Origin of the sequence: Vibrio sp. ArtGut-C1, assembly GCF_002105475.1 — a bacterium.
Classification (GTDB): Bacteria; Pseudomonadota; Gammaproteobacteria; order Enterobacterales; family Vibrionaceae; genus Vibrio; species Vibrio diabolicus.
This window is the reverse complement of record NZ_NCTH01000010.1, coordinates 57,591-80,534: the sequence shown is the minus strand read 5'-3', so window position 1 is coordinate 80,534 and position 22,944 is coordinate 57,591. Positions and strand designations below refer to the sequence as shown.

Annotated in this window: 19 protein-coding genes; 5 read left to right on the top strand and 14 right to left on the bottom strand. The window is 44.6% G+C overall.

Annotation, left to right across the window (positions count from 1 at the left end; translation table 11 throughout):
* The first annotated feature begins 374 nt into the window (after window positions 1-374).
* The 3 genes from B7360_RS11105 to B7360_RS11095 all read left to right on the top strand — a co-directional run bounded on the left by B7360_RS11105 (window position 375) and on the right by B7360_RS11095 (window position 3,982).
* Window positions 375-2,831, top strand: a complete 2,457-nt coding sequence (locus B7360_RS11105) for an EAL domain-containing protein (RefSeq protein ID WP_006742639.1) — start codon at window positions 375-377, stop codon at window positions 2,829-2,831.
* Window positions 2,832-2,917: 86 nt separating this feature from the next.
* Window positions 2,918-3,628 carry a hypothetical protein gene (locus B7360_RS11100; RefSeq protein ID WP_012841615.1) on the top strand — a complete coding sequence of 237 codons (711 nt, stop codon included), beginning with the start codon at window positions 2,918-2,920 and terminating at the stop codon, window positions 3,626-3,628.
* 153 nt (window positions 3,629-3,781) lie between these two features.
* On the top strand, window positions 3,782-3,982 hold the full coding sequence (locus tag B7360_RS11095) for a DUF4250 domain-containing protein (protein ID WP_005392843.1): 201 nt from the start codon (window positions 3,782-3,784) through the stop codon (window positions 3,980-3,982).
* A 20-nt stretch (window positions 3,983-4,002) separates the two neighbouring features.
* Here the strand turns inward: B7360_RS11095 and metR are convergent, their stop codons facing one another.
* Complete coding sequence (gene metR / locus B7360_RS11090) at window positions 4,003-4,914, bottom strand: HTH-type transcriptional regulator MetR (RefSeq protein WP_005392844.1); 912 nt, start codon at window positions 4,912-4,914, stop codon at window positions 4,003-4,005.
* Between the two features lie 278 nt (window positions 4,915-5,192).
* Between metR and metE the strand changes: the two genes are divergently transcribed.
* Entirely contained in the window at window positions 5,193-7,475 is a 2,283-nt protein-coding gene (metE, locus tag B7360_RS11085; protein WP_085343509.1) for a 5-methyltetrahydropteroyltriglutamate--homocysteine S-methyltransferase, read from the top strand.
* A gap of 133 nt (window positions 7,476-7,608) precedes the next feature.
* Here the strand turns inward: metE and gspS2 are convergent, their stop codons facing one another.
* From gspS2 to B7360_RS11040, 8 genes are all read right to left on the bottom strand, one after another.
* On the bottom strand, window positions 7,609-8,001 hold the full coding sequence (gene gspS2, locus B7360_RS11080) for a GspS/AspS pilotin family protein (protein WP_048625727.1): 393 nt from the start codon (window positions 7,999-8,001) through the stop codon (window positions 7,609-7,611).
* 3 nt (window positions 8,002-8,004) lie between these two features.
* The gene (locus B7360_RS11075) at window positions 8,005-8,301 is read right to left on the bottom strand and encodes a YciI family protein (RefSeq protein ID WP_005392847.1); all 297 of its coding nucleotides are present in this window, start codon (window positions 8,299-8,301) and stop codon (window positions 8,005-8,007) included.
* 115 nt (window positions 8,302-8,416) lie between these two features.
* Window positions 8,417-8,812, bottom strand: coding sequence for an acyl-CoA thioester hydrolase YciA (gene yciA, locus B7360_RS11070; RefSeq protein WP_005392848.1), 396 nt, complete (start codon window positions 8,810-8,812; stop codon window positions 8,417-8,419).
* A 227-nt stretch (window positions 8,813-9,039) separates the two neighbouring features.
* A complete protein-coding gene (locus B7360_RS11060) occupies window positions 9,040-9,603 on the bottom strand; it encodes a septation protein A (protein ID WP_085343508.1) in 564 nt (187 codons plus the stop codon).
* Between the two features lie 210 nt (window positions 9,604-9,813).
* Window positions 9,814-10,056, bottom strand: coding sequence for a hypothetical protein (locus B7360_RS11055; protein WP_005392851.1), 243 nt, complete (start codon window positions 10,054-10,056; stop codon window positions 9,814-9,816).
* Between the two features lie 111 nt (window positions 10,057-10,167).
* Window positions 10,168-12,708 carry a hybrid sensor histidine kinase/response regulator gene (locus B7360_RS11050; RefSeq protein ID WP_085343507.1) on the bottom strand — a complete coding sequence of 847 codons (2,541 nt, stop codon included), beginning with the start codon at window positions 12,706-12,708 and terminating at the stop codon, window positions 10,168-10,170.
* Window positions 12,701-13,885, bottom strand: coding sequence for an acyl-homoserine-lactone synthase (locus tag B7360_RS11045; RefSeq protein WP_085343506.1), 1,185 nt, complete (start codon window positions 13,883-13,885; stop codon window positions 12,701-12,703). Before B7360_RS11045 ends, B7360_RS11050 begins: the two co-directional genes overlap by 8 nt.
* Window positions 13,886-14,040: 155 nt before the next feature.
* The gene (locus B7360_RS11040) at window positions 14,041-15,300 is read right to left on the bottom strand and encodes a dicarboxylate/amino acid:cation symporter (RefSeq protein ID WP_012841620.1); all 1,260 of its coding nucleotides are present in this window, start codon (window positions 15,298-15,300) and stop codon (window positions 14,041-14,043) included.
* 545 nt (window positions 15,301-15,845) lie between these two features.
* Between B7360_RS11040 and B7360_RS11030 the strand changes: the two genes are divergently transcribed.
* Window positions 15,846-17,387 (top strand): long-chain fatty acid--CoA ligase, encoded by a 1,542-nt coding sequence (locus B7360_RS11030; protein WP_085343505.1) that lies wholly within the window; start codon window positions 15,846-15,848, stop codon window positions 17,385-17,387.
* 122 nt (window positions 17,388-17,509) lie between these two features.
* Here B7360_RS11030 and B7360_RS11025 read toward each other — a convergent pair whose 3' ends face one another.
* The 5 genes from B7360_RS11025 to trpD all read right to left on the bottom strand — a co-directional run bounded on the left by B7360_RS11025 (window position 17,510) and on the right by trpD (window position 22,931).
* Window positions 17,510-18,205: a Crp/Fnr family transcriptional regulator gene (locus B7360_RS11025; RefSeq protein WP_085343504.1), complete on the bottom strand. Its 696-nt coding sequence runs from the start codon at window positions 18,203-18,205 to the stop codon at window positions 17,510-17,512.
* Window positions 18,206-18,406: 201 nt separating this feature from the next.
* The gene (gene trpA, locus B7360_RS11020) at window positions 18,407-19,213 is read right to left on the bottom strand and encodes a tryptophan synthase subunit alpha (protein WP_085343503.1); all 807 of its coding nucleotides are present in this window, start codon (window positions 19,211-19,213) and stop codon (window positions 18,407-18,409) included.
* Window positions 19,213-20,403 carry a tryptophan synthase subunit beta gene (gene trpB / locus B7360_RS11015; protein ID WP_085343502.1) on the bottom strand — a complete coding sequence of 397 codons (1,191 nt, stop codon included), beginning with the start codon at window positions 20,401-20,403 and terminating at the stop codon, window positions 19,213-19,215. Before trpB ends, trpA begins: the two co-directional genes overlap by 1 nt.
* 64 nt (window positions 20,404-20,467) lie before the next feature.
* Complete coding sequence (trpCF, locus tag B7360_RS11010; protein WP_085343501.1) at window positions 20,468-21,907, bottom strand: bifunctional indole-3-glycerol-phosphate synthase TrpC/phosphoribosylanthranilate isomerase TrpF; 1,440 nt, start codon at window positions 21,905-21,907, stop codon at window positions 20,468-20,470.
* A 13-nt stretch (window positions 21,908-21,920) separates the two neighbouring features.
* Complete coding sequence (gene trpD / locus B7360_RS11005; RefSeq protein WP_085343500.1) at window positions 21,921-22,931, bottom strand: anthranilate phosphoribosyltransferase; 1,011 nt, start codon at window positions 22,929-22,931, stop codon at window positions 21,921-21,923.
* Window positions 22,932-22,944 lie beyond the last annotated feature (13 nt).

The window sequence follows — 22,944 nt, the reverse complement described above, 5'->3', positions numbered from 1 at the left end:
AGGTATCTATACCAAACTCATCTATTCAAGCTTAGTTCATCGAGTTTTATTTGGTTTGCAAAAATATCAAGGCTATATCGGCGATTTTATGTCTAATATCACCTTGAAAGCCTCATGGTTATAGGTCGAGTCGTGAAAAATGTCGCAATGTTAATACAACCAATAAGCAATGGTGTGCTTATTAAAAACAACGCCTATAATCAAATTAATGCATAGGAAAATGCAAAAAGCCGAACAAGCTCTGAAAAGGTTCTAAGTCGATTGGCTTACGTTGCCAGAATCTATTTTACAAGAGGATCAGCAGGTCCCAAATGGAATAAGGCACGTTGACTACGAACCCTGAGCATGAGGCTAATTAAAAAGGGGGCTAGGGAATGAGTGACTCAACAACAATAGCACATGAAAAAGTGCAACCGACATCCAATCCGACTCCAGTGATTGAATGGTCTTACAAGATTGATACTCGCGAGTTCGAATGCGATCAGCTAGGAATGGCAAATGCTTTTGGGTTAAATACGCCAGTCACCTGCTTAGATGATTTGTTTGAGCACATGCTGATGGGGCAACAGGAAACACTAAGACAACGAATTTTAGAAGTGGAGCTCCTAGGTGGGCAAGGTCGTTTTTCTTGTTGCATGATGCTTAATGAAGCTCGCTTAATACATGTCACAATTAGCTTTGAAAAACTCAATGAGCGTATTGTTCAAGGCTCTATCATCCCGCAATTGACGATCACTGGCTGCGAAGAGTTAGCGAAAATTCTCGAAACGATTTTTGATTTACCGAATGTAGGGGTTTTAGTCGCGGACGAAGACACCCGAATCTTGGGTTGTAACCGCGCCTTTGAATTGCAAATGGGTTATCAAAACCGTGATTTGGTTGGACTTAAAACCTATATCTTTAGCACATCTCACCATAGTCAGGCGTTTTACGACCAACTCTGGCAACATATTGATGATGAAGGATACTGGAGCGGTAATTTATTGAGTAGAACTGCAAATGGTAGTAATCAGGCACATCATCTTTGTATCTATCGGCTAACGTTTCATTCTGGACGGATTCTTTATCTCGGCTTCTCTACTGACATTTCGGCTTCCTTGTTGTGGATGAAAAATCGCTGTGAACAACAACATGATTGGTCAGCGTTTTTGCCTTCTAGAGAAGAGTTCGAACTGCAATTAGCTAATTTGGCGAACGAAAGTGGGAGTAAAGAACTCAATATCGTCATGACTCTCAGACCAAATTTTTCTGAAAAATGCTTACTTGAACAGCAATTAGGCTTCGCCGATTTTATTATGCGAAGCCGCTACACCAGTATAGCGGGTCAACTTTCTAGGGATGTGTTTGTTGTCTGTTTACAAACTCCTCACTGTCAATGGCTAAGTCCTTTACGTTTGATTCAAATTGCAATGAAAGGGTTCTTCACTGAGCTTAGGAATGAAATGGGAACAAAAATGCATACCACTATCGTCGAGGGACAAACGGGTGTGTCAATCCTCGGCTATGATACAAACAGGCCAAAGCAAGCGTTAGCGCATGCAGCCCAGGCGATGTTGTCCTCACTTTCTGGAGAAGGTGGCTATTTTAATTTTTATAATAGTGAGCTTCATTCTGAGTTAGTCAAACGCCAGCATTTAGAGGCGTTTTTGGAAGCGCAAATCGACAGTGGGCTGGTGGATGTTCATTTTCAACCAATAATTGACAGCCGAACTGGTAAAGTCGTTAAGTTCGAGGCCTTAGCCCGCTTTTATCATGAAAGTGATGCCTATAGCACTCAAGAGATGATTACTGTTATTGAAGATTTAGAGTTGATTGCGGCTCTGGATGATGAGGTTTGTCAAGCCGCGCTCAAACACTTTCCGCGCTTGCAAGACATATATGGAGAGGAAATAGGGTTAACCATCAATCGCTCACTGAATACTAAATTGGATTCGCTCCAGGTTCTTCAGCGTTCGCATGACCTAATTAAAGCCAGTGGTGTCGATCCTAAACGAGTCACGATTGAGCTGACGGAAACAGCGTATTTTGAGCAAGACGAAGAGCATACGCAAGCGCTAGAGCAAGTGCGCAAAGAGGGCATTAAAATTGCGATTGATGACTTCGGTACAGGGTATTCTTCTTTTTCTTACCTAGAGAAAGGGCAGTTTGATTTACTGAAAATCGACCGAAAATTCGTTAAGAACATTCAGCATGGCAATACCAGTTATAATATTGTCAAAATGGTCACTGATCTTGCTCAGCAAATGAATGTAAAAGTGGTTGCCGAGGGCGTGGAGTCAGAACAGGAGCTTCAAACATTGGCTGAAATAGGTGTGGATTACATGCAAGGCTTTTTGTTCTCTCGTGCTCGGCCTGTCGATTTGATGGAGAAAGCGGAAAGTTACGAACATTTGTTTTCGGGTGTTGCTGTCAAACCAAAACAAGATGATGTATTGCAATCACTGAGCCATGAAGAGGTCAGGCACCTTGATCCCGGGGAGCCATTATCGTTGGCGGTGGAATATATGAATTTAAGTCCAAGTTCGCCGTTGGTTGTCATTAACGAAAAGCGCTGTGTTGGCTTAGTTACCAAAGAGCAAGTTAACTTACACCTAACGCCTTCCATGGGGACAGAATTAGAGACTGAGCGAGAAAATTGGATTTGGAAACGCCCGGTGAACCAGATAATGAGCACGGAGTTTGTGCTCGTCAATGCGCACTTATCTGTCGCTGCTATTCGAGAGCTAATCAAAACAGGCATTCGCTTCCCGTGGGTTTTATGTGATGAAAAAGAAGAATACAGAGGCGTGTTAACTCAAGAAGATGCGTTGAAGTATCTCGCTTCTTGTTGAATAAAAAGTCTCGCTGTTCTAGTACATTTGGGGATAGACTTTCGGTGGTTTGACGATCGGTGATTTGATATTATCGCCACCCCAAAATGACTTTTGAGCGTGCATTTAACATGATTCAACAATTGCTGGTTACTTTTCCTCCGATGCTATTTGGCGCGCAAGCGCTACTGACTTTACTTCTCATCAAGGGCGATATTTGTCCGGGTCAGAGAGGCCGTCTTCATAAAATGTTGCCAGCAGTGGCGTTATTGTGGCTTGCGGTTGCTTCTCTTCGCATTGAAGCATTTATGATCGTGTTCGCTATTTTCTATTTCTACTCTCAGGTTCAAACCAAGAAAACGCGTGAAAAAGGCCCTCTTTGGGCGATGCATTTAGCGAATGGTTTGGCTTTTGCGTATGTAAGTATTCAAGCATTTGAACAGCCAAGCTGGCCTGCGTCTATTGCGATGGCAATAATGATATTTTTCCTTGGGGCGTCATTTTCTCAATTGCTTCTGACTATCGCTCGTAGCAGATTGCAGGCATTTCACCGCATTTTGCCAGTTACGGGCATTGTGTCTGGAATGCTGCTGGTAATCGCAACGCTATTTGCTTCTTACCAGTTAAATGAAGCGACATTGAGCGCCGCAACACAACCAATTTTATTGTCTTTAGCCATGCTCATTTCTTCAATCATTGTTTGGTGCTGGCATATCTTCACACATAAAAAACCGGAAAAGGTTCAACTGAGCGTCGCCCTGTTGCTCGCGCTTGCGTCAATGACGAGCCTACAAGGTTTATTCTCTCTGGCGGCTTAATCGCGAGTCGAGAAACAGAGCAATACTGCTTGTACTCAAGTCCTTTCTAGGTTGCTTGAGTACAAGGCACTCACGTTTTGGATCGCGCTCACTTTAAATTCACGTGATTACGTCTACGCTTGTTTATATACCTTGTCGAAGAGGAGAGTCGCGATGGATTTAAGCAATGTAGGTAATTTGGACAGCATTATTTTGCTAGGTATCGTCAATGAAAAGCTACGTTTAGAGTGCGACAGTTTTGACGAGTTAGTATCGGTGTATGAAATGGATGTAGAGTCCGTTGTAGGCAAGCTTGATATGCTTGGTTATCAGTACGATCCATTGACCAACCAATTTAAAGCATATCAACGCTAAACCTTTCTTTATCCATATCCCTAAGCCATCTTGATTCCGTCAAGGTGGCTTTTACATTGTAGCCTTGCGGTTGCGAAAAAGGCTTGTAAGTAACGTTTATCTTTCTCTGAGTGACGCGTTGCAGCAAATAAGCGACGCCATAAGCCTTGGCCAAAAGGTTTACTGGTAATAAGGCCTTGGCGCGAAAATTCAGAAATCGCCCAATTTGGCAGTGCTGCAACCCCTAATCCTGCGGAGACCATTTGCACTAACATCAGAGTATTGTCGGCTTGCTTCCATTTGGCGGGCTCTACACCCGCTGGCTGCAAGAAGTGTTTTACGACGTCTAGCCTTTGTTTTTGAACCGGATAAGAGAGCATGGTTTGATCTGCGAGATCTTGCGGATCAATAACTTCTTTTTCCGCCAGTGGGTGGTTGGTCGCGGTAATTAAGCGCATTTCAAAGTCGAATAAAGGTTCATAATGCACTTCAGAACGAGGTTGAATATCTGACGTGATAACGAGATCCAACTCGCCAGCTAACAGTGCAGGAAGTGGTTCAAAGCCAAAACCTGATGAAAAATCCAGTGTTACGCTAGGCCAGGCAAGTTGATATTCCCTAAGAGCAGGCATGAGCCATTGGAAACATGAGTGACATTCAATCGCCATATGCAACCGACCATTGACGTCTTCTTTCAAGCTTGCCAAATCATTTTCTGCTCTTGCGAGTTTGGGAAGAATATCTTCTGCAAGACGCAATAGGATTTCTCCCTCTGAAGTGAACTTCACCGGACGAGTTTTTCTAAGGAATAATTGTCCCCCAATCCGTGCCTCTAAATCTTTGATCTGGTGAGACAAGGCCGATTGAGTGAGATGCAACGCGGTCGCGGTCGCGGTTAGAGAGCCGGTGTCTCGAAGCGAAGTGAGTGTCCGCAAATGTTTTAGCTCTATCATGAATTCCTTTCATCCTTTGTTGCTCGCTATGAACAGAATAGCAATCGTATAAATAACTTAACGACAAAAAATGGATATGTAAACGTCTAGACGTCTGTTTGTTGTGTTTATTTGCGAATCATGTCGCCTCATGATGAATTTTTTTAATAAACAAGTTGAATAAATGGACGTTGTTCAAACCGCAGATGAGAGCGATAGTTTAGCCATCCAGACATCTTTAATGACGAAAGATGCTCTGACTTAAACAAATTGAACAAGATTGAAAAAGGAATAGGGACATGGCTACAACAACGCACGTACTAGGTTATCCACGCATCGGTGAAAAACGAGAATTAAAATTCGCTCAGGAAAAATACTGGCGCGGAGAAATTGATCAAGCAGAGCTTAAAAAGGTTGGAGCAGATCTGCGCGCTAAAAACTGGCAAACGCAAACAGATGCTGGCTTGAGTTTTACCACCGCTGGCGATTTTGCTTGGTACGATCATGTACTGACGACCACGTTGTTACTGGGTCACGTGCCAAAACGTCACGCAGACGGTTTCCCTGATTTGGATACGCTATTCAAAGTGGGTCGCGGTCAATCTCAAGCGGGTTGCGGCTGCGCAGGAGCAGCAGCATCGGATATGACCAAGTGGTTCAACACAAACTACCACTACATCGTACCTGAATTTAGCAAGGACGATACATTTGAAGTGAGCTGGCCTCAACTGTTTGAAGAAGTCAACGAAGCAACCCAAGCTGGGCATAAAGTGAAGCCAGTTTTGCTTGGCCCAGTCAGTTATCTTTACTTAGGTAAAGAGGTAGAAGAAGGGTTCGATCGCCTGACGCTACTGCCACGATTGCTTACGGCTTACCAAGCTATTTTGGCAAAGCTCGCGAGTCAAGGTGTTGAGTGGGTTCAGATTGATGAGCCAATTTTGTCACTAGAGCTTGAAAGTCAGTGGGCTGATGCGTTCAAGCTAGCGTACCAAGTGATTCGAAGCGATGTAAAAGTGCTGCTAACGACGTACTTTGACTCTATAAGCGATACGCTAGACAAAATTGTAAAGCTACCAGTGGATGGTTTACATATCGATTTATCTGCCGCGCCTCAGCAGCTTGACGACGTGGTTGCCAAACTACCGGAGGGTTGGGTGCTGTCTGCTGGCGTGGTCAACGGTCGTAACGTGTGGCGCTCGGATTTGAGTGCGCAACTTGAACGCCTACAGCCAGTAAAAGAAAAACTGGGCGACAACCTTTGGGTGGCGAGCTCATGCTCTTTGCTACATAGCCCGGTTGATCTGGAACTGGAAACAGAACTAAGTGAGGAAGTGAAAAGCTGGTTTGCGTTCGCAAAACAAAAAGTAACAGAAGTCGCCTTGCTTGGCCGCGCACTCGATGGTGATCAAGATGCGATTCTCGCTTGTGATACCTACAGCCAGCCAATCAAAGCACGTAAAACGGCAACGCATGTGAATAAGCCACAAGTTCAAGCACGTTTAAACAGTATTACTGCGTCACTTGCCGAGCGCAGCGCACCTTACGCGGAGCGTGCTGCGCATCAATCTGAAGTATTGGGCTTGCCTCTGTTGCCAACCACGACAATCGGTTCTTTCCCTCAAACGGGTGAAATTCGTGTTCAGCGCAGTGCTTATCGCACTGGCCAGTTATCTGAGTCCGACTATATCCAAGCACTAAAAGGACATATTGCGGATGCCGTAAAACGTCAAGAAGCCCTTGACCTAGATGTGCTTGTGCATGGTGAAGCAGAACGTAACGACATGGTGGAATACTTCGCGGAGAACTTGGCGGGCTTCCAAACGACGAAATTTGGTTGGGTACAGAGTTATGGCTCTCGCTGTGTGAAACCAGCCATTGTGGTTGCCGACATTGAGCGTGAAAAGCCGATTACGGTGGAATGGTCGACGTACGCACAATCACTAACCAGCAAGCAGATGAAAGGTATGCTGACGGGCCCGGTAACGATTTTATGTTGGACGTTCCCGCGTGAAGACATCACACGTCAAGAAATCGCCCAGCAACTGGCACTGGCACTGCGTGATGAGGTTTCTGATTTGCAAGATGCTGGCATCAATATCATTCAAATCGATGAGCCTGCGATTCGTGAAGGTCTGCCGTTGAAAAAGCGCGATCACAAAGCGTATTTAGAATGGGCGGTGGATGCATTTAAGATCTCGGCAGCGAGTGCAAAACCAGAGACTCAGATTCACACTCACATGTGTTACAGCGAGTTCAATGAAATCATCGATTCAGTCGCGGCGCTCGATGCGGATGTGATTACCATTGAAACATCACGCTCAAATATGGAACTGCTTAAAGCGTTTGAAGAGTTCAATTACCCGAACGAAATCGGTCCAGGTGTTTATGACATTCACTCACCAAACATTCCGACGGAAGAGTGGATTGAAGGCTTAATCAAGAAAGCGGCAGAAAAGATTCCGGTACAACGTTTGTGGGTGAACCCAGACTGTGGTCTGAAAACACGTAACTGGGCAGAGACAGAAGCGGCATTGGCGAACCTCGTGTCAGCGGCGAAGAAACTTCGTGCTGAGCTGGCGTAAGGCAACTTTTTTAGCCAATAAAAACGGAGACCGTTGTCTCCGTTTTTCTATTCTTAGCCGTTCATTTTCGTCGTGATACTATCCCGCAATAGCGGATTAATTGCTCGTATCGAAAACAACGCACTCACTGTGACTATTTCATTTGAGTACAAGTTTGCGCGGAAACCAACTCATCTGCCATCAACTGACCGCGAGAGTTACGCACTTTAATACGGTACATTAAGCCCATATCAATTTGCTTACGAACTTCCGGGTTATTGCAATAGGTGTAGATACTAGTATTCAGTACTTGATTTAACGGCTTTGCACCGAGTGCGTCATCGTTATAAATCATCATCATTTCAACAACATTTTTGTTGGATGAGACACGCATTATCTGCAGTGGACCGTATTCCAAAGGGAGACCTGCGGACAAGACTCCCGCTCGGTTTGATGCCAATAGCTCAAGCTGGCGTTGATTATCATCGGTAGATGAACAGCCCGCTAACGCACCAAATGCCAAGAAAAGACACAGTAATTTTTTCATAAATTAAAACACTTTTTTGAACGGTTTCACGATTACATTATCGTAAACACCAGCCGCTACGTAAGGATCGGCTTCTGCCCACGCTTTAGCGTCTTCTAGAGAGGCGAACTCAGCGATGACAGTCGAGCCCGTAAATCCAGCTTCTCCTGGGTTGTCAGAGTCTATCGCAGGCATAGGGCCAGCAGTAAGAAGGCGACCTTCGTCTTGAAGCTTTTGTAAGCGCTCCAAGTGTTGCGGGCGAACGCTCATGCGTTTTTCCAGCGAGTTCTCGACGTCCTGAGAAAAGATGACATACCACATAGCATAGTTCCTTAATTGGTAGGGTAAAGTGTTAATTTAACGCCTTTTTTGTGTCTCTCACAAGTGAACAACAGAAAATGTGAGATCCTTTCTAACAGTTAGCGCTGTAGGTTGACTAATTCTGAACCGGGCGTGGTTTGCCTTCACTGTCAATGGCTACGTAGTTGAAAGTCGCATCACAAACCATGAAGCGCTCGCCGACACCGTGTGCTTTTACCGGCTTGACCCATACTTCCAGATCGACACTCATTGAGGTGCGACCAATCTTAGTGCATTCGCCATAGCAGCAAACGACATCGCCAACACCTACAGGCTTCTTGAAGGTAATGCTGGACACTGAAACGGTAACAACGCGACCAGAAGAGATCTCTTTGGCTAGAATCGCACCTGCTAGGTCGAGCTGAGACATAATCCAACCACCAAAAATATCGCCATTGGCATTAGTATCGGCAGGCATTGCAAGGGTACGAAGCAGCAGTTGACCTCTCGGAGAGCTAATTTCTTGACTCATTGTGACATCCTAAATCTTAAAGGCGCTCAAACTAAGCGCCAACATAGTAAATACCTAGAACCAAAGGTCCTTAAAAAAACCGCAGACACCGGACCAGAGAAAGTTGGTTTACAGCAGCAAGAATGGTCTGATTCCGGTATGCCGTTTGATCGGTTTAGTGATACATGGAGCAAAACAGCGACCCGAAGGTCGCTGCAAAGTGCGCGGATTATAGCAAAACTGAGTTTTTAATCATCAGTCGACACATCGGATGAGTTATTTTTTTGTTCTTTTGGCATGTGTTTGTAAATGTAGAAGCCAGTCGCAATCATGTAGGCAAATGTCGCAATCAACATTCCGAATACTTTGAAGTTGACCCAAACATCCAGTGGTAGCTCGTAAGCGATATAAATGTTCAGACCAGCAAAGAATGAGAAGAAGCCGACCCAAGCCCAGTTGATCTTCGCCCAAATAGCATCAGGTAGTGAAATTTCTTTGCCCAACATGCCTTTGATGGCTGATTTCCCCATTGCGTGACTCGCTGCTAAACCGATAGCGAGAATCACATAAATGATGGTGACTTTCCATTTTATGAAATTGTCGTCGTGGAAGAAAAGGGTCATGCTGCCGAGTATCGTCACGATAACGAACGTAATTAGCTGCATTTTCTCGACTTTTTTATACAGAGCATAGGTGACGACAAGCTGAATTGCCGTTGCAACGATCAGCGCTCCTGTTGCTGCGTAGATGTCGTACATCTTGTACAAAGCGAAGAAGACGATGAGTGGGATAAAATCTAGGATTTGCTTCATGGTGGCAAAATCTACCTAATTAGTGAATTGAAGACAGTCTAACGGAATCTGACAAGATGTGAATACCGTCAAGGTTAGAGGTAAGAGGTAAGAGAAGTAATCCCCTGACTGAATGATACAACAAGCAACATTTCGCAAAGATGAAGTAGTAAATCGAAGGCATAAAAATTGCCGCGATAGAGCGGCAATTGAGTTGATAGAATTTAAGATTCAAGCAACACGTTGATATTGAGAAATAAGCGTTTTGACATCTTCCAAATAGCCTTCACGTAACAGGTTATCAACGGTTGCTTCAAGCTCTTCGAGAGACATCGTAAAGCAAGTGGATTTGCCGGTCATCAGGCTCAAATACTGATGGTATTCTTCTTCTGTATAGTGGCCTAAGCGATCGAGTAGTAGTGCTTTGATTCCATGATGAATCAAGCCGTAGTATGTGTGTCGATGAAGTAACATGGCGATCTCCTTATCAAGCTCATCCGCTAACCATTTGCAGCTTGCTTGACCCTCTGGATAATTCGATTTACTTCAGTAATGCACATCTAGTGCCAGTTTTATCTTCGCAAATTAGAAAGTGTTGGAAGTAGCAAAACTCTCATGTTGCAACCAGCGCTTGATGACGGTTTGGAGCGCATTTAACGTGGTTGGCTTTTCAAGTCTGTCATCCATGAGTTTCGCAATGAGCTCCAGCTCTTTGGCTCCAGACTCTCCAGATAGTGCGATGATCGGAACGGAAGACGCAATTTGCTTAATTCGTTGGCTTGCGTCAAATCCATTCATCACTGGCATCTGTACATCCATAAGCACCAAATCAATCTTGTGCGACTGAAATAGCTCCACCGCGGAAGCGCCATTATTTGCTTGTAAGCTGTTGACTCCCAGCCTTTTTAAGTACATTTGAACCAAAGTACGCTGCACCTCTTTGTCATCAACAATGAGCACTGTTGGTGCATCGTTACTTACTTGTACGTGTTGGTCTGTGCGAGGTTCAGAATGTGGTGCATTTACTTTCCAGCCATTGAAGTCCGGTGTTCTCAAAGTCTCTGGTTTGGGTGCGTTTGGGACGACCGGGAAATACAAGTAGAACTCAGTAAATTCGCCCAATTCAGACTGGCACTCAATTCGTCCGCCAAAAGAGCGCATCACGCGTTGACAGTAGCCCAAGCCAAGGCCGCTGCCGCCACTTTTTTGATACGAGAAGAAGTCGTCAAATATCTTGTGTAAGATACTGCTATCTATGCCAGGGCCACTATCTCTGAAGACCAGAATGTTTTCGTAGGCCCCCGTTTGGCTACGAATCTCAATTTGACTATCGGGATAAGAATCAAAATAGTAGATAGCATTGCGAATCAAATTGAAAATGACAAAGTTAAATAGAGTTTCGTTTAATTTGGCGACAAAATCGTGCTCTTGGGGCAGATTGATCCTTTCAATTATTTGATCGTTTTCAAAGCCATAACGACTGACCGCTTGATCGACAGCTTTATGTATAGACGTAATAGTTAAGGGTTCGTGCTCAGGTGAGCTGTCGCTGACTTCTCGCAAAATAATGTCGATAAGTTGGCGACCACGCTGAATCGCTGCTTCTCCTTTATCAATCTCACCCTTTAACGTCTCAAGTGAAGCGTTTGATTCGATATGCTGTTTTAAAGCTTCAAATCGTAATTGCACTTGAGCGAGAGGGTTACGCATTTCATGCGCAATAGAGTTAGCGAGCGCACGGCTTTGGCGTACTTTTCTATCGGCCTCTATGGTGCTCTGGATGCGAACTAATAAGGTTTGCAATGCTGAAATTTCTTCATTAGAAAACAGCTTATTATCCATTTTGTGTGAAGAAATCAGTAAGTGCGTAACGGACTTTCCACGACCAAAAAGAGGCATTACGAGCGCCGTATTGCTGGATCGCATACGCTCGTAGAGCTTGCGCATTGAGCCTTTAGACGAGGAGGCATAATCAATTTCTTCAGACAGCTCATCAAGCACGAGAACAGACTTGCTTGACGGCAGATAATCTTCATAAAACGTTTCGGTGTAACTGCTGGTGACGAGCTGCAATTTATTATTTGGTATATTCAGTAACGCTGCTAACTGGCGCATTGCATCATCTATTGAGCGTTTAAATTCCTCTTCTAATCCAAGAATTTGTTGAACGGGTGTATGTCGTTTCCCATAAATAAAATAGGACGCGAAACGACTGACGCGTTTGTAAAGCAAGTGCCAAGTGATACCGATGAGTGCGCATAAAGGCACCGCTACAAGCCATTGGTTATCTTCCGAGATAGGAATAAATATTGCGCCCAGCGGGAGGACGAAAATGGCACAGACAAACAGCGCGCTAACGGTTAAGTATGTGAGGTATTTAGCGCTATAAAAGCGAGAGGTAAGCAGGGCATAGCCTACAAACAACATTTCACTAATTGAAAGTGCTGGTGGTAACCAGGTTAAGGAAAAGTCACCAAGGAAGTAAGTCATTCCAAGGTGTATCACTGCAGTTGATAACATGAAGACCAAAATGCCGGCGATCATATAGTTACTTTTTGCCAGCGTGAGTTTGCTGCTGTTCGCTCGCATGGTAATCAAGTTCAGCAGTGTTAATACCACAAATGTCAGCAAACTAATAAAGAAATATGAGGTATGGGGACCAAACTCGATCACGAACTGGCTTGGACCGCTAATGGTGACATTTTCGACAGTAAGGTTTGGTACTAAGTTGATGTAAAGCGAGTACGTTGCTAGTGCCACAAAGACGATTTTTTGCCAGGCTTTGACCGCAGTTTTTTTGATATCAGCCGCTAGCTGGCAAGAAAAATAGAACGCGAATGCAAAGGCAAAGAATGACGCCAAGTTCGCCAACTTAGCCATAAAAATACCGCCAGCGGAGCCCAACTCCGGCAATAAGTCGGTATGGAAGTATGCGTTGCTGCTGATCCAAACGATGATGCAACTAGAATAAGCAATGTACGGCGCATGATGCGAGCCTAAAATCGTTTCACTCTTCTGTTTTAGGCGATAGCAGTAATATAACAACCAAGCGAACACCACCAGTACAGTGGCGTATAGCGTCATTGCTTTTGGATAAAAAAGGCCGTGAAGATGAATATCAAGCATGTTCATTCACCTTTTCATCAATTCTTTTTGTTCGTACGCGGTGTTTGTAGTCGCGAAACTGTATGTCTTGAAATGCTTCAACCATCATACCTAAATTCCAGAAACCGCGGTATGTCTTGGTACCGTCACCGTTAATGTCGCGGTATCCTGAGTGAAAGTAGGCCTCTAAATCAATAGATTGATAGAAATTTAACATAAATATTTGTTCAATAATGGTAAAGCTGAGCTTATAGCCTGCTTTATATAGCTCACTCATCAATGCTTTTTGTGCCAAATACAAAAAGTACAGTTTTTGTTGGATGTTGCCACCCACTGTCAGACGCAGCACTTCGCAAACCGCTTCAGTGTTTTTCAAGTGAGATTGGAACTGCGTATCAAATTCAATAAGAGCCCGTTGGCGAGTTAGATCGTTACCTCCAAAAAGGCCTAATTGATTAAGAGTCATGTAGCCATAATCAGGAAGGCAAAACTGCCATTGCTCACTACTAAATGGTGATGAATAACTGAGCCAGGTATTTCTTTGGTGCCAGTTTTGCACCAAAGCGGAGGAGACCATGATTGGTGTAGATGACTGCTTGAACAATAGCACAAAGTGTTGACCTTTCTGCGAGAGTGATAATAGAGGCAATATCTCAAACCATTGTTCAGTTTGGACGAAGAGCTCAAGATTGCTCAGTGTGATTGCTGCGGAAATCGGCATTAATGCAGCGTGATTTGGCAGTGTTACCTTTAGGTCGCATTCGGCAATATCTTCGATCAATATGCTTGAATAGTCGCGGTCGTCAAACGAGAGCTGAGTTGGTCTTGTCGCTTCATTTAAAGGGTGCTTTTGCTTGATCGCAGCAATCTCACATTCACACCAGAAAACCATCCAATGCGGGTAACAATCTGCGGCAACTTGTTCAAGTAAGAGCGCCTCTTCGGAGAAAGGCGTTGGATACTGCTGTACTAAATTTCGATAATCCATTAATTCAAACAGTACGGACAGACTCTTAGATGCGTATTTAGGAAAGAGGGACTTGAGAAGCTTTATTCTATACAAAGCAACTTGTTGAAAAAGAGAAGACCTTTCTTGCGGTGTAAGAGTAAGAAGAACCGTGTCAACCAGCGCCTGTTGTTTTGACTCGATCGGCAAATCTGTACTGGCGAGGGGCTCCAAAGACAGCTTAAGACTCATGATATAACCTAGTTCTGACGTTTTTTATATTTTGTAATGGTTTATATCATTTTGATAAATTTATGCTATTGGTTTCTATTTATATAGTTACGTAATGCAAGAAAAGACAAAAAAACCGCTCATAGTGAGCGGTTTTTAGTTCATTCGAGAAAGGACTAAGCTTCTTGCTTTTTAAGCTCAGCTTCTGCCGCTTCCTCTTCAATTAGCGCATCAACGATAACTGCACATGCTGCATCACCAGTGATGTTTAGTGCTGTACGAATCATATCGAAAATACGGTCAAGAGCGAATAGCAGTGGTAAACCTTCGATTGGAATACCAGCGGCAAGAAGCACGGCAACCACTAGGAAAGAAGGACCAGGAACACCCGCTTGACCAACCGCACCCAATGTAGACGTTACGATAATTGCAATGTAAGCGCCCATACCTAAATCGATATTGAACAGTTGAGCAAAGAAGATAGCAACCAAGCCATAGTAAATCGCATTACCTGACATGTTGATCGTTGCGCCTAGAGGCAGAACAAATGACGCGGTTGAATTTTTTACGCCCAGTTCTTTTTCACAGGTGTCCATTGTGACAGGCAGTGTTGCCATAGAAGAGGCCGTTGAAAGCGCAACAGCTTGTGGCTTTTTCATTGAAGACAGGAACTTCTTCGCTGATGTCTTGGTGAAAATATGCACCATTGCTGGGTAAACAACGAAACCGAAGATTAGGATTGCGGCAACGTAAACAACGAACAGTTTGAATACCACCATTAGTGCGCCAAAACCGAATGTACCGACTGCTTCTGCCATCAGACCGAACACGCCGATAGGGGCAATGATCATCACTTTGTTGATCATCCAAACCATTGCGTCAACGATGCAGTTAACACCATTAATGATTGGCTCACGACGCTCTTTTGCTTGCTTAGAAATTGCAATACCAAAGAACATACAGAAAACGAGGATCTGTAGGATGTTTGCTTCATTTAGTGATTGGAAAACGTTGGTTGGGATCATGCCAGTGATGGTTGCCCAGAAAGTAGGTAGTTCACCTTTTGAAGCGTATTCTGCTGAGAACATTCCTTCAACGCCAGAGACGTCGATACCCATGCCTGGTTGGAATACTTCACCCATAAATAGTGCAAGCGCAACGGCTAGGGCGGATGTTAAACCAAAATAACCTAGAGTGACGATGCCAACTTTACCTGCTGACTGGCTGTTCCCAAGACCAGCTGCACCAGAAATCAAGGCTACAGCGACCAAAGGAATAACCAACATTTTGATTAAGTTGATAAAGATAGCACCTAAAGGAGCGAACACTGTCGCATCATGACCCATCATGGCACCAACGGCTGTGCCCACGATCATGGCGATTACGACTTGTACGCCAATGTTGTTTAGCAAACTCTTTTCTTTTAACACTTCCATAACCTCTGTGCTAATAAAATGTAAAATCCTAAAATTACCCACTAACCATAAATGGTTTTATGGATAATTATCTCGCCTTGCTTTTTACACTTATCGTTTACAATTGGCAATATGCAGCAAGGTATTATTGATGGATTAATCGATATTTTATTGACGAACGATAAAGTTTTGTTCAATAGCAAACGTTTGCTATTGATTTTTGTTATGACTTTTAGCTGTGTAATTGTTTTTGTTTATTTCTTTTTCTTGTTTGTTTTTTGTTAACTGAGATGAGTTTTGTGTTTGCGAGCGTAGTCTGCGTCTTGCGTGACTTGGATTGATATTTATAACAATTAATTTCTTTCAAGCTCACACTTTTACCAATTAGCTTTGTGAAATGTTAATTGTTTTACATTCTTAGTTTTGATTGCATTGTAAACATAATGTTAATCAGAAATGGGCGAGACAAATATTAAGTACCAACATTTTAGTGTAGGGGAGTGCTCTCTCTGTTAATGCTCCCGAGCCGATAAAACGAAAATCAACAAGTAAGAGGTGAAGCGATTATGATGAATCTTGCTGCTGCATTACAAAGAAATGCTGCGAGTAAACCAGATAAGACGGCGTTGATATGTGGTGATGTCGAGATAACTTATGCGCAGTTTGATGCGATTACCGGAAAGATCGCGGCATCTTTAATCAACAAAGGGGTCGTTCCGGGCGATCGTATTGCGCTCTCATGCCCAAACATTCCTTTTTTCGCGTTTGTTTATTATGCGATACAAAAAGCTGGCGCGGTTGCTGTCCCATTAAATGTGCTTTTGAAAGCGCGAGAAATTAAGTATCACTTAGAAGATTCAAAAGCGAAGTTTTACTTCTGTTTTGAAGGGACAGCAGAACTGCCAATGGCAAAAGAGGGGGTTAAAGCGTTTGAGCAGGCTGATATATGTGAAAATATGGTCGTGATGACTCAATCTCAAAGTGAAAACGAATGGAATGGTGTGCCAACTCTCAATGCGTTTATAGCGGATGCAGAACCATTGTCAGATTATGTACCGCGTAATGCAGATGATACTTGTGTTATTTTGTATACATCAGGGACGACAGGCTTACCAAAAGGAGCTGAACTGACGCAGCAGAACATCATAATGAATGCTCTGGTGGCACAAAACATTATGGGCAGCCAGGCCGATGATATTCACTTAGTAACTTTGCCTTTATTTCATACCTTTGGTCAAACCGTCCACTTAAATGCTAGTGTTTTGGGCGGGGCAACCTTGGTGTTAGTGCCTAGGTTTGAGCCTAAACATGTTCTTGAGCTGATGGAAAAACACAAAGTGACGTTGTTTGCTGGAGTGCCAACGATGTATATCGGCTTGCTTCATGTCCAGCACCAATTTGATACCTCGTCATTGCGTGTTGCAGTAAGCGGTGGTGCGCCATTGCCAACCGAAATCTTTCGAACCTTTGAAGAAACATTTAATGTGCCGATCTTAGAAGGATACGGGTTATCAGAAACAAGTCCTATTGCATGTTTTAATCATTTAGATCAGGAACGTATACCAGGATCGGTAGGTCAACCGATTCAAGGCGTTGAAGTAAAAGTTGTCGACATTGAAGGCAATGCGCTACCGATCGGTGAAGAAGGTGAGATTGTTGTGCGTGGGCATAATGTTATGAAGGGATACCTTGACCGCCCGGAAGTCACTGAATCCGCGCTACAAAATGGCTGGTTCCATACTGGTGATGTTGGCCGTTTTGACAGTTCAGGTAATCTATTTATCGTCGATAGAATGAAAGATCTGATCATTCGAGGTGGATTTAACGTTTACCCTAGAGAAATTGAAGAAGTGTTTATGACTCATCCTGCAATCTCAATGGTAGCGGTGATAGGGATTCCAAATGAAGAGTATGGCGAAGAGATAAAGGCTTATGTTGTGCTTAAACCGGGAGAGTACATTGACGCGGAAACATTACAAAAGTGGGGCAAAGAGCAGTTAGCCTCTTTTAAATATCCTCGTCATGTTGAAATTCGTGAGCATCTCCCGATGAGTGCAACAGGAAAGATTTTAAAGCGTGAATTGAAATCTGAATTGAATGTGGCTTAGTCAATTCAATGAACTTCGGGTCACAGCGCCACTTGTCTGGAGCGAGTGGTGTTGTGCACGTTACTCAAGAACAGAAGATGGCAATCTCTCGCTAGCGTGTACACATGAACTATCTGTTTACTCTATTGTTCGAGTTGTTTTATGTGCGCTTCTAAGCGTTTTGGATTGGTAATGGTCACTGAACCATATTTCAGTTCTAGCATCCCAATACTCTCTAAGTTTTTTAGTACTTTATGAACACTTTGACGCGTTAGCCCCATCATGTTAGCGATATGTTCTCTAGTCACTCTCACGACACACGGCTGAGTATTGATAGCTTGGTTGTGTTGGTATTCAGCAAGCAACAGCAATCTTCTTGCAATCCGCTCTTCGATTCCTCTAATCGCATCATCTTCGATAACAGAAATGGCAGACCATAAGCGGCGGCTAAGTAAGTCGAGAATCGTAGGGTAACTTTGAGGATATTTGGCGAGTAATTGGCGAAATTTATCACCAGGTAGTTCCAGTAAGGTCACGCCCGAATGCGCGGTTGCGCCAAAAATACGGGGCATGCCGGGAGAAAAAACATTGTCTCCAAACCAGCCTCCTGCCTCGAAAATCATTAATGTGACTTCTTTGCCTTTTGAACTCATCGAATTAATTCGTACGGCACCCTGTGCAATGACCATAAGAGAAGATTGAGGTTCCCCTTTATTGCAAATCAGTGCTTTTTCGTCGAAACAGCGAACCTTAGCTATTTGTGCTGCTTCACTAAGTCCTTTCTCGGACAGCCCTGATAATACAGGACATTTGGCTAATAATGCTTTGACTTCTTCCATGTGCAACCTTACTGCATCCTGCTCTAGTTATTATTTGTGCTGGTTAAGTGGCAAAGTTTATCACTCTTTTATTGCTCTGCTTTAGATTGGTTTGGAAAGTGCGGTCGTTGAATAAAAAATGATATGGCATAAACGCCATACAAGAAAACGCCCGCTAAACAGAATGTTAAGCGGGCGCTATAGCGTTACATCAAATGGAAATTATTTCTGAGTGGCAGCTTTCATCGCTGACACAAAATCACCAAGTTTATCGAGCATAATTTGTGGTTGCTCAACGTTCGCTTCGATAATTTTTACAACGGCTGAACCGGAAATTGCACCAGCGGCACCAGACTCTATTGCTTGTTTCACCTGTGCTGGTTCAGAAATACCGAAGCCAAGCAGCGCTGGTGGTGCATCGAACTGGTTTAATCTATCTAACATGTGACCAACTGGCATATTTGCTTTTGTCTCTACGCCTGTCACGCCAGCACGAGAAAGCAAGTAAGTGTAGCCACCACCCAGTTCTGATACTTGCTTCAGTGTTTCGTCACTTGCCGTTGGCGGTGCGATGAAGATTGGGTGAATACCAAACTTCTCTGCTGCTGCAACAAACTCTGCACTTTCATTGGTTGGTACGTCTGCAATCAAAACAGAATCGATGCCTGCTTTTGCACAGCGCTCGTAGAAGTTTTCGACACCGCGTGAGTAAACTAGGTTCGCGTACATCAGAAGGCCAATAGGCAGATCTGGGTATTTAGCACGAATCTTACCAATTTGTTCAAAGCAGATATCTGGTGTAGCGCCTGAATCTAGCGCACGAATGTTAGCGCCTTGGATGGTTGGGCCATCTGCAAGCGGATCTGAAAATGGAATACCAAGTTCAAGGGCGTCTGCGCCAGACTCAACGAGGGTTTCCATGATCTTGTAAGATTGTTCTGCGTCTGGATCGCAAACCGTTACGAACGGTACAAATGCGCCTTGTTTTTTTTCGTTTAGACGCGCAAACATCTTCTCATAACGGCTCATTAAATCACTCCTTTTTCTTCTAGGATGGCGTGTACGGTGAAGATGTCTTTGTCACCACGACCAGATAGGTTTACGACCAATAGTTGTTCTTTCTCAGGATTCTCACGAGCCATGCGCAATGCATGAGCTAGAGCGTGAGAAGACTCTAGAGCTGGGATGATCCCTTCGCTGCGAGCCAGTTCTTGGAATGCCTCGAGCGCTTCGTCGTCAGTTACGTTGTCGTATTCTGCACGGTCAATTGCGTTTAGGTGTGCGTGCTGTGGACCTACTGAAGGGAAATCAAGGCCAGCGGATACCGAGTAAGACTCTTCTACTTGGCCGTTTGGATCTTGCATCAATGGCGCTTTCATACCAAAGAAGATACCCGTTTTACCATGTTTAAGCGGTGCGCCGTGTTGGTCGGTATCGATACCTTTACCTGCTGGCTCAACACCAATTAGGCGAACGCTTTCTTCTTCGATGAAGTCAGCAAACATACCAATCGCGTTTGAACCACCGCCCACACACGCGATAACGGCGTCAGGAAGACGACCTTCACGTGCCAAAATCTGATTCTTCGTTTCTTCACCAATCATGCGTTGGAAGTCACGCACGATGGTTGGGAATGGGTGAGGGCCTGCCGCTGTACCTAGTAGGTAGTGCGCATCTTCATAAGTTGCAGACCAGTCGCGCAGCGCTTCGTTACATGCGTCTTTAAGCGTTGCTGAACCCGAGTGGACAGGAATGACTTCTGCACCCATTAGTTTCATACGGAATACGTTCGGGCTTTGACGTTCAACGTCTTTTGCACCCATGTAAACGCGACACTTAAGACCAAGCAGTGCACACGCTAGTGCGGTTGCAACACCGTGTTGACCTGCGCCAGTTTCAGCGATGATTTCGTTTTTGCCCATGCGTTTCGCAAGTAGCGCTTGACCCAACACTTGGTTAGTCTTGTGGGCACCACCGTGAAGCAGGTCTTCACGTTTTAGGTACAGTTTGGTTTTCGTACCTTTAGTTAGGTTACGAGTTAGAGTCAAAGCCGTTGGACGGCCCGCATACTCTTGAAGAAGTGTCATGAATTCGCTGCGGAATTCTGGATCTTCTTGCGCGTCGATAAACGCTTGCTCTAGTTGCTCCAGTGCTGGAACTAGAATTTGCGGAACGTACTGACCGCCGTATTCGCCAAAGTAGGCATTCAGTTTTGCCATCGTTATATTCCTTCTCGTATTTTTCTCTACGAATAGCTTTAAATTTTTTAGCTGATATCCAGCTTTAGTAGTTGCGAATGGCGGTGAATGCCGCGAGCAACTTCTGTGAATCTTTTTTGCCTGGCGCACTTTCTACACCAGAGTTTAAATCTAATCCCAAGCAACCTAGTGTCGCTGCTTGTTGAGCATTTTCTGGCGACAGTCCGCCTGCTAGCATAATTTGACTTGGGTCACCGATCAGTGACCAGTCGAACACTTGACCAGTTCCGCCAGTTTGGGTGCCAACTTGAGCATCTAATAGATGGCGGTCGATGTGGTCTGCAAGTAGTTCTGGCTTCGCATCAGTCACGCCGTAAGCTTTCCAAATTTCTACTGTTGTTGGCAGTTCGGCTTTGAGTTGGTTTACGTAAGCTTGGTCTTCTTGACCATGCAGTTGCACCGCTTTCAAACCCAGAGAGGTCACGACAGAAGCAACAAAATCGATATCGTGATTTTGGAACACGCCTACATAGTTCAGTGGAGCACCGCTCATGGTTAAGCGCGCACCTTCAAGGTCAACCGCACGCTTAGACTTCTCGACAAAAATCAGGCCACCAAATACCGCACCAGCTTGATAGGCTTTCGCTGCGTCATCTGGGTGCGTTAAGCCACACACTTTGTTTTCGCCTAACGTCACTTTACGTACAGCAAGTTCTAGGTTGTCTTCCGCCATCAGTGAACTACCAATCAAGAAGCCGTCTGCGTATTCCGCTAAATCACGAACTTGTTGATGTGTATAAATGCCAGATTCTGAAATCACGGTCGCGTTTGGTGCTAATTCGCGAATTGTCGGTGCCAGTTCTTTCGTACGATTCAAATCGGTACTTAGGTCGCGCAAGTTACGGTTATTGATGCCGATAACGCGTGCTCCTAGATTAACGGCACGATGAAGCTCGTCTTCGTTGCTGACTTCGGTCAGAATGCCCATGTTCAGGCTGTGTGCTGCTTCTTCTAGGGCTTTGTACTCTTCATCATTGAGGACAGACAGCATTAGCAAGACAGCATCAGCACTGTAATGACGCGCTAGGTAAACTTGGTAGGTGTCTACCATGAAGTCTTTGCACAGAACGGGTTGTTTGACTTGACCACGCACTTGAGGAAGAAAGTCAAAGTTACCTTGGAAGTATTTCTCGTCTGTTAATACTGAAATTGCATCAGCATGGTTGTTGTAAACCGATGCAATGTAATCCAAGTCGAAGTGACCACGAATCAAACCTTTGGAAGGAGACGCCTTCTTACATTCGGTGATGAATGCTGTCTTTTCGCCACTCAGTGCATCGTAGAAGCTGCGGTCCGATGGCAGCAAATCAGACTGAAATGTGCTTAGCGGTTGAGATACCTTACGGTCTGCTACCCACTGATATTTGTCGCGGACAATTTTTGCCAGTACTTCTGCCATTTCTGCTTCTTTCTTAGAAACGTGTTCAGACAGGTTGTCAGCTTGCTGAGTGTTGAAGTCAGTCATCTTCTTCAATTCCTTAAGCGTGTGCGGCAAGTTGTTGTACCAATTGGTACGCCTTGCCTGAATTCATTGCCTCAATCGCTTGTTGCGTGTTGGCTTTTAAATCTTCGTGGCCGAATAGACGCATTAGCAGCGCAACGTTCACCGCCACTGCGCCCAATTGTGCGTCTGTACCTTTACCCGTCAGGATATTGGTAATGATCGCCTTGTTTTCTTCAGGAACGCCACCTTTGATTGCTTCTAACGGGTGCGCTTCTAGACCGAAGTCTGCTGGTGTTAGCGTGTACTCAGTGATCTTGCCGTCTTTGATTTCTGCAACCGTTGTTTCGCCATGAATCGCGACTTCGTCCAAACCACTTCCGTGTACCACTGCGGCGCGCTTCATACCCATTTGTAGCATGGTTTCCGCGATAGGACGAACCAGTTCTTCACTGTAAACACCCATCAATTCGATGTTTGGACGAGCTGGGTTAATCAGTGGACCAAGAATGTTAAAGATGGTGCGTGTTTTCATAGTTTGACGCACAGGCATCGCATGGCGCACACCACCGTGGTATTGAGGTGCAAATAGGAAAGCAACACCGATATCGTCGACCGCTTTGCGCGTATCTTCTGCGCTCATGGCTAGGTTGATACCAAATGAATCAAGAAGGTCAGAAGAACCCGATTTGCTTGAAACGCTGCGGTTGCCGTGCTTTGCCACTTTTAGACCACATGCTGCAGCAACAAATGCCGCGGTGGTTGAAATATTGATGGTGTTGTGACCGTCTCCACCAGTACCTACGATATCTGCGAAATCGTAATCTGGGCGAGGAAATGGGTTTGCGTTTGCCAGCAGTGCTTTTGCCGCACCCGCAATTTCATCCGGTGTTTCGCCTTTGATTTTTAGTGCAGTCAGTGCTGATGCCATCAAAATTGGGTCTAGTTCACCACGGATGATGATGTCAAACAGCTGTTGGCTCTCTTCCTGAGTAAGCGATTCTTGCTCGTACAGTTTGGTAATAATAGGGTTGATGATTGCGTCCATATTTCCTCTCCTA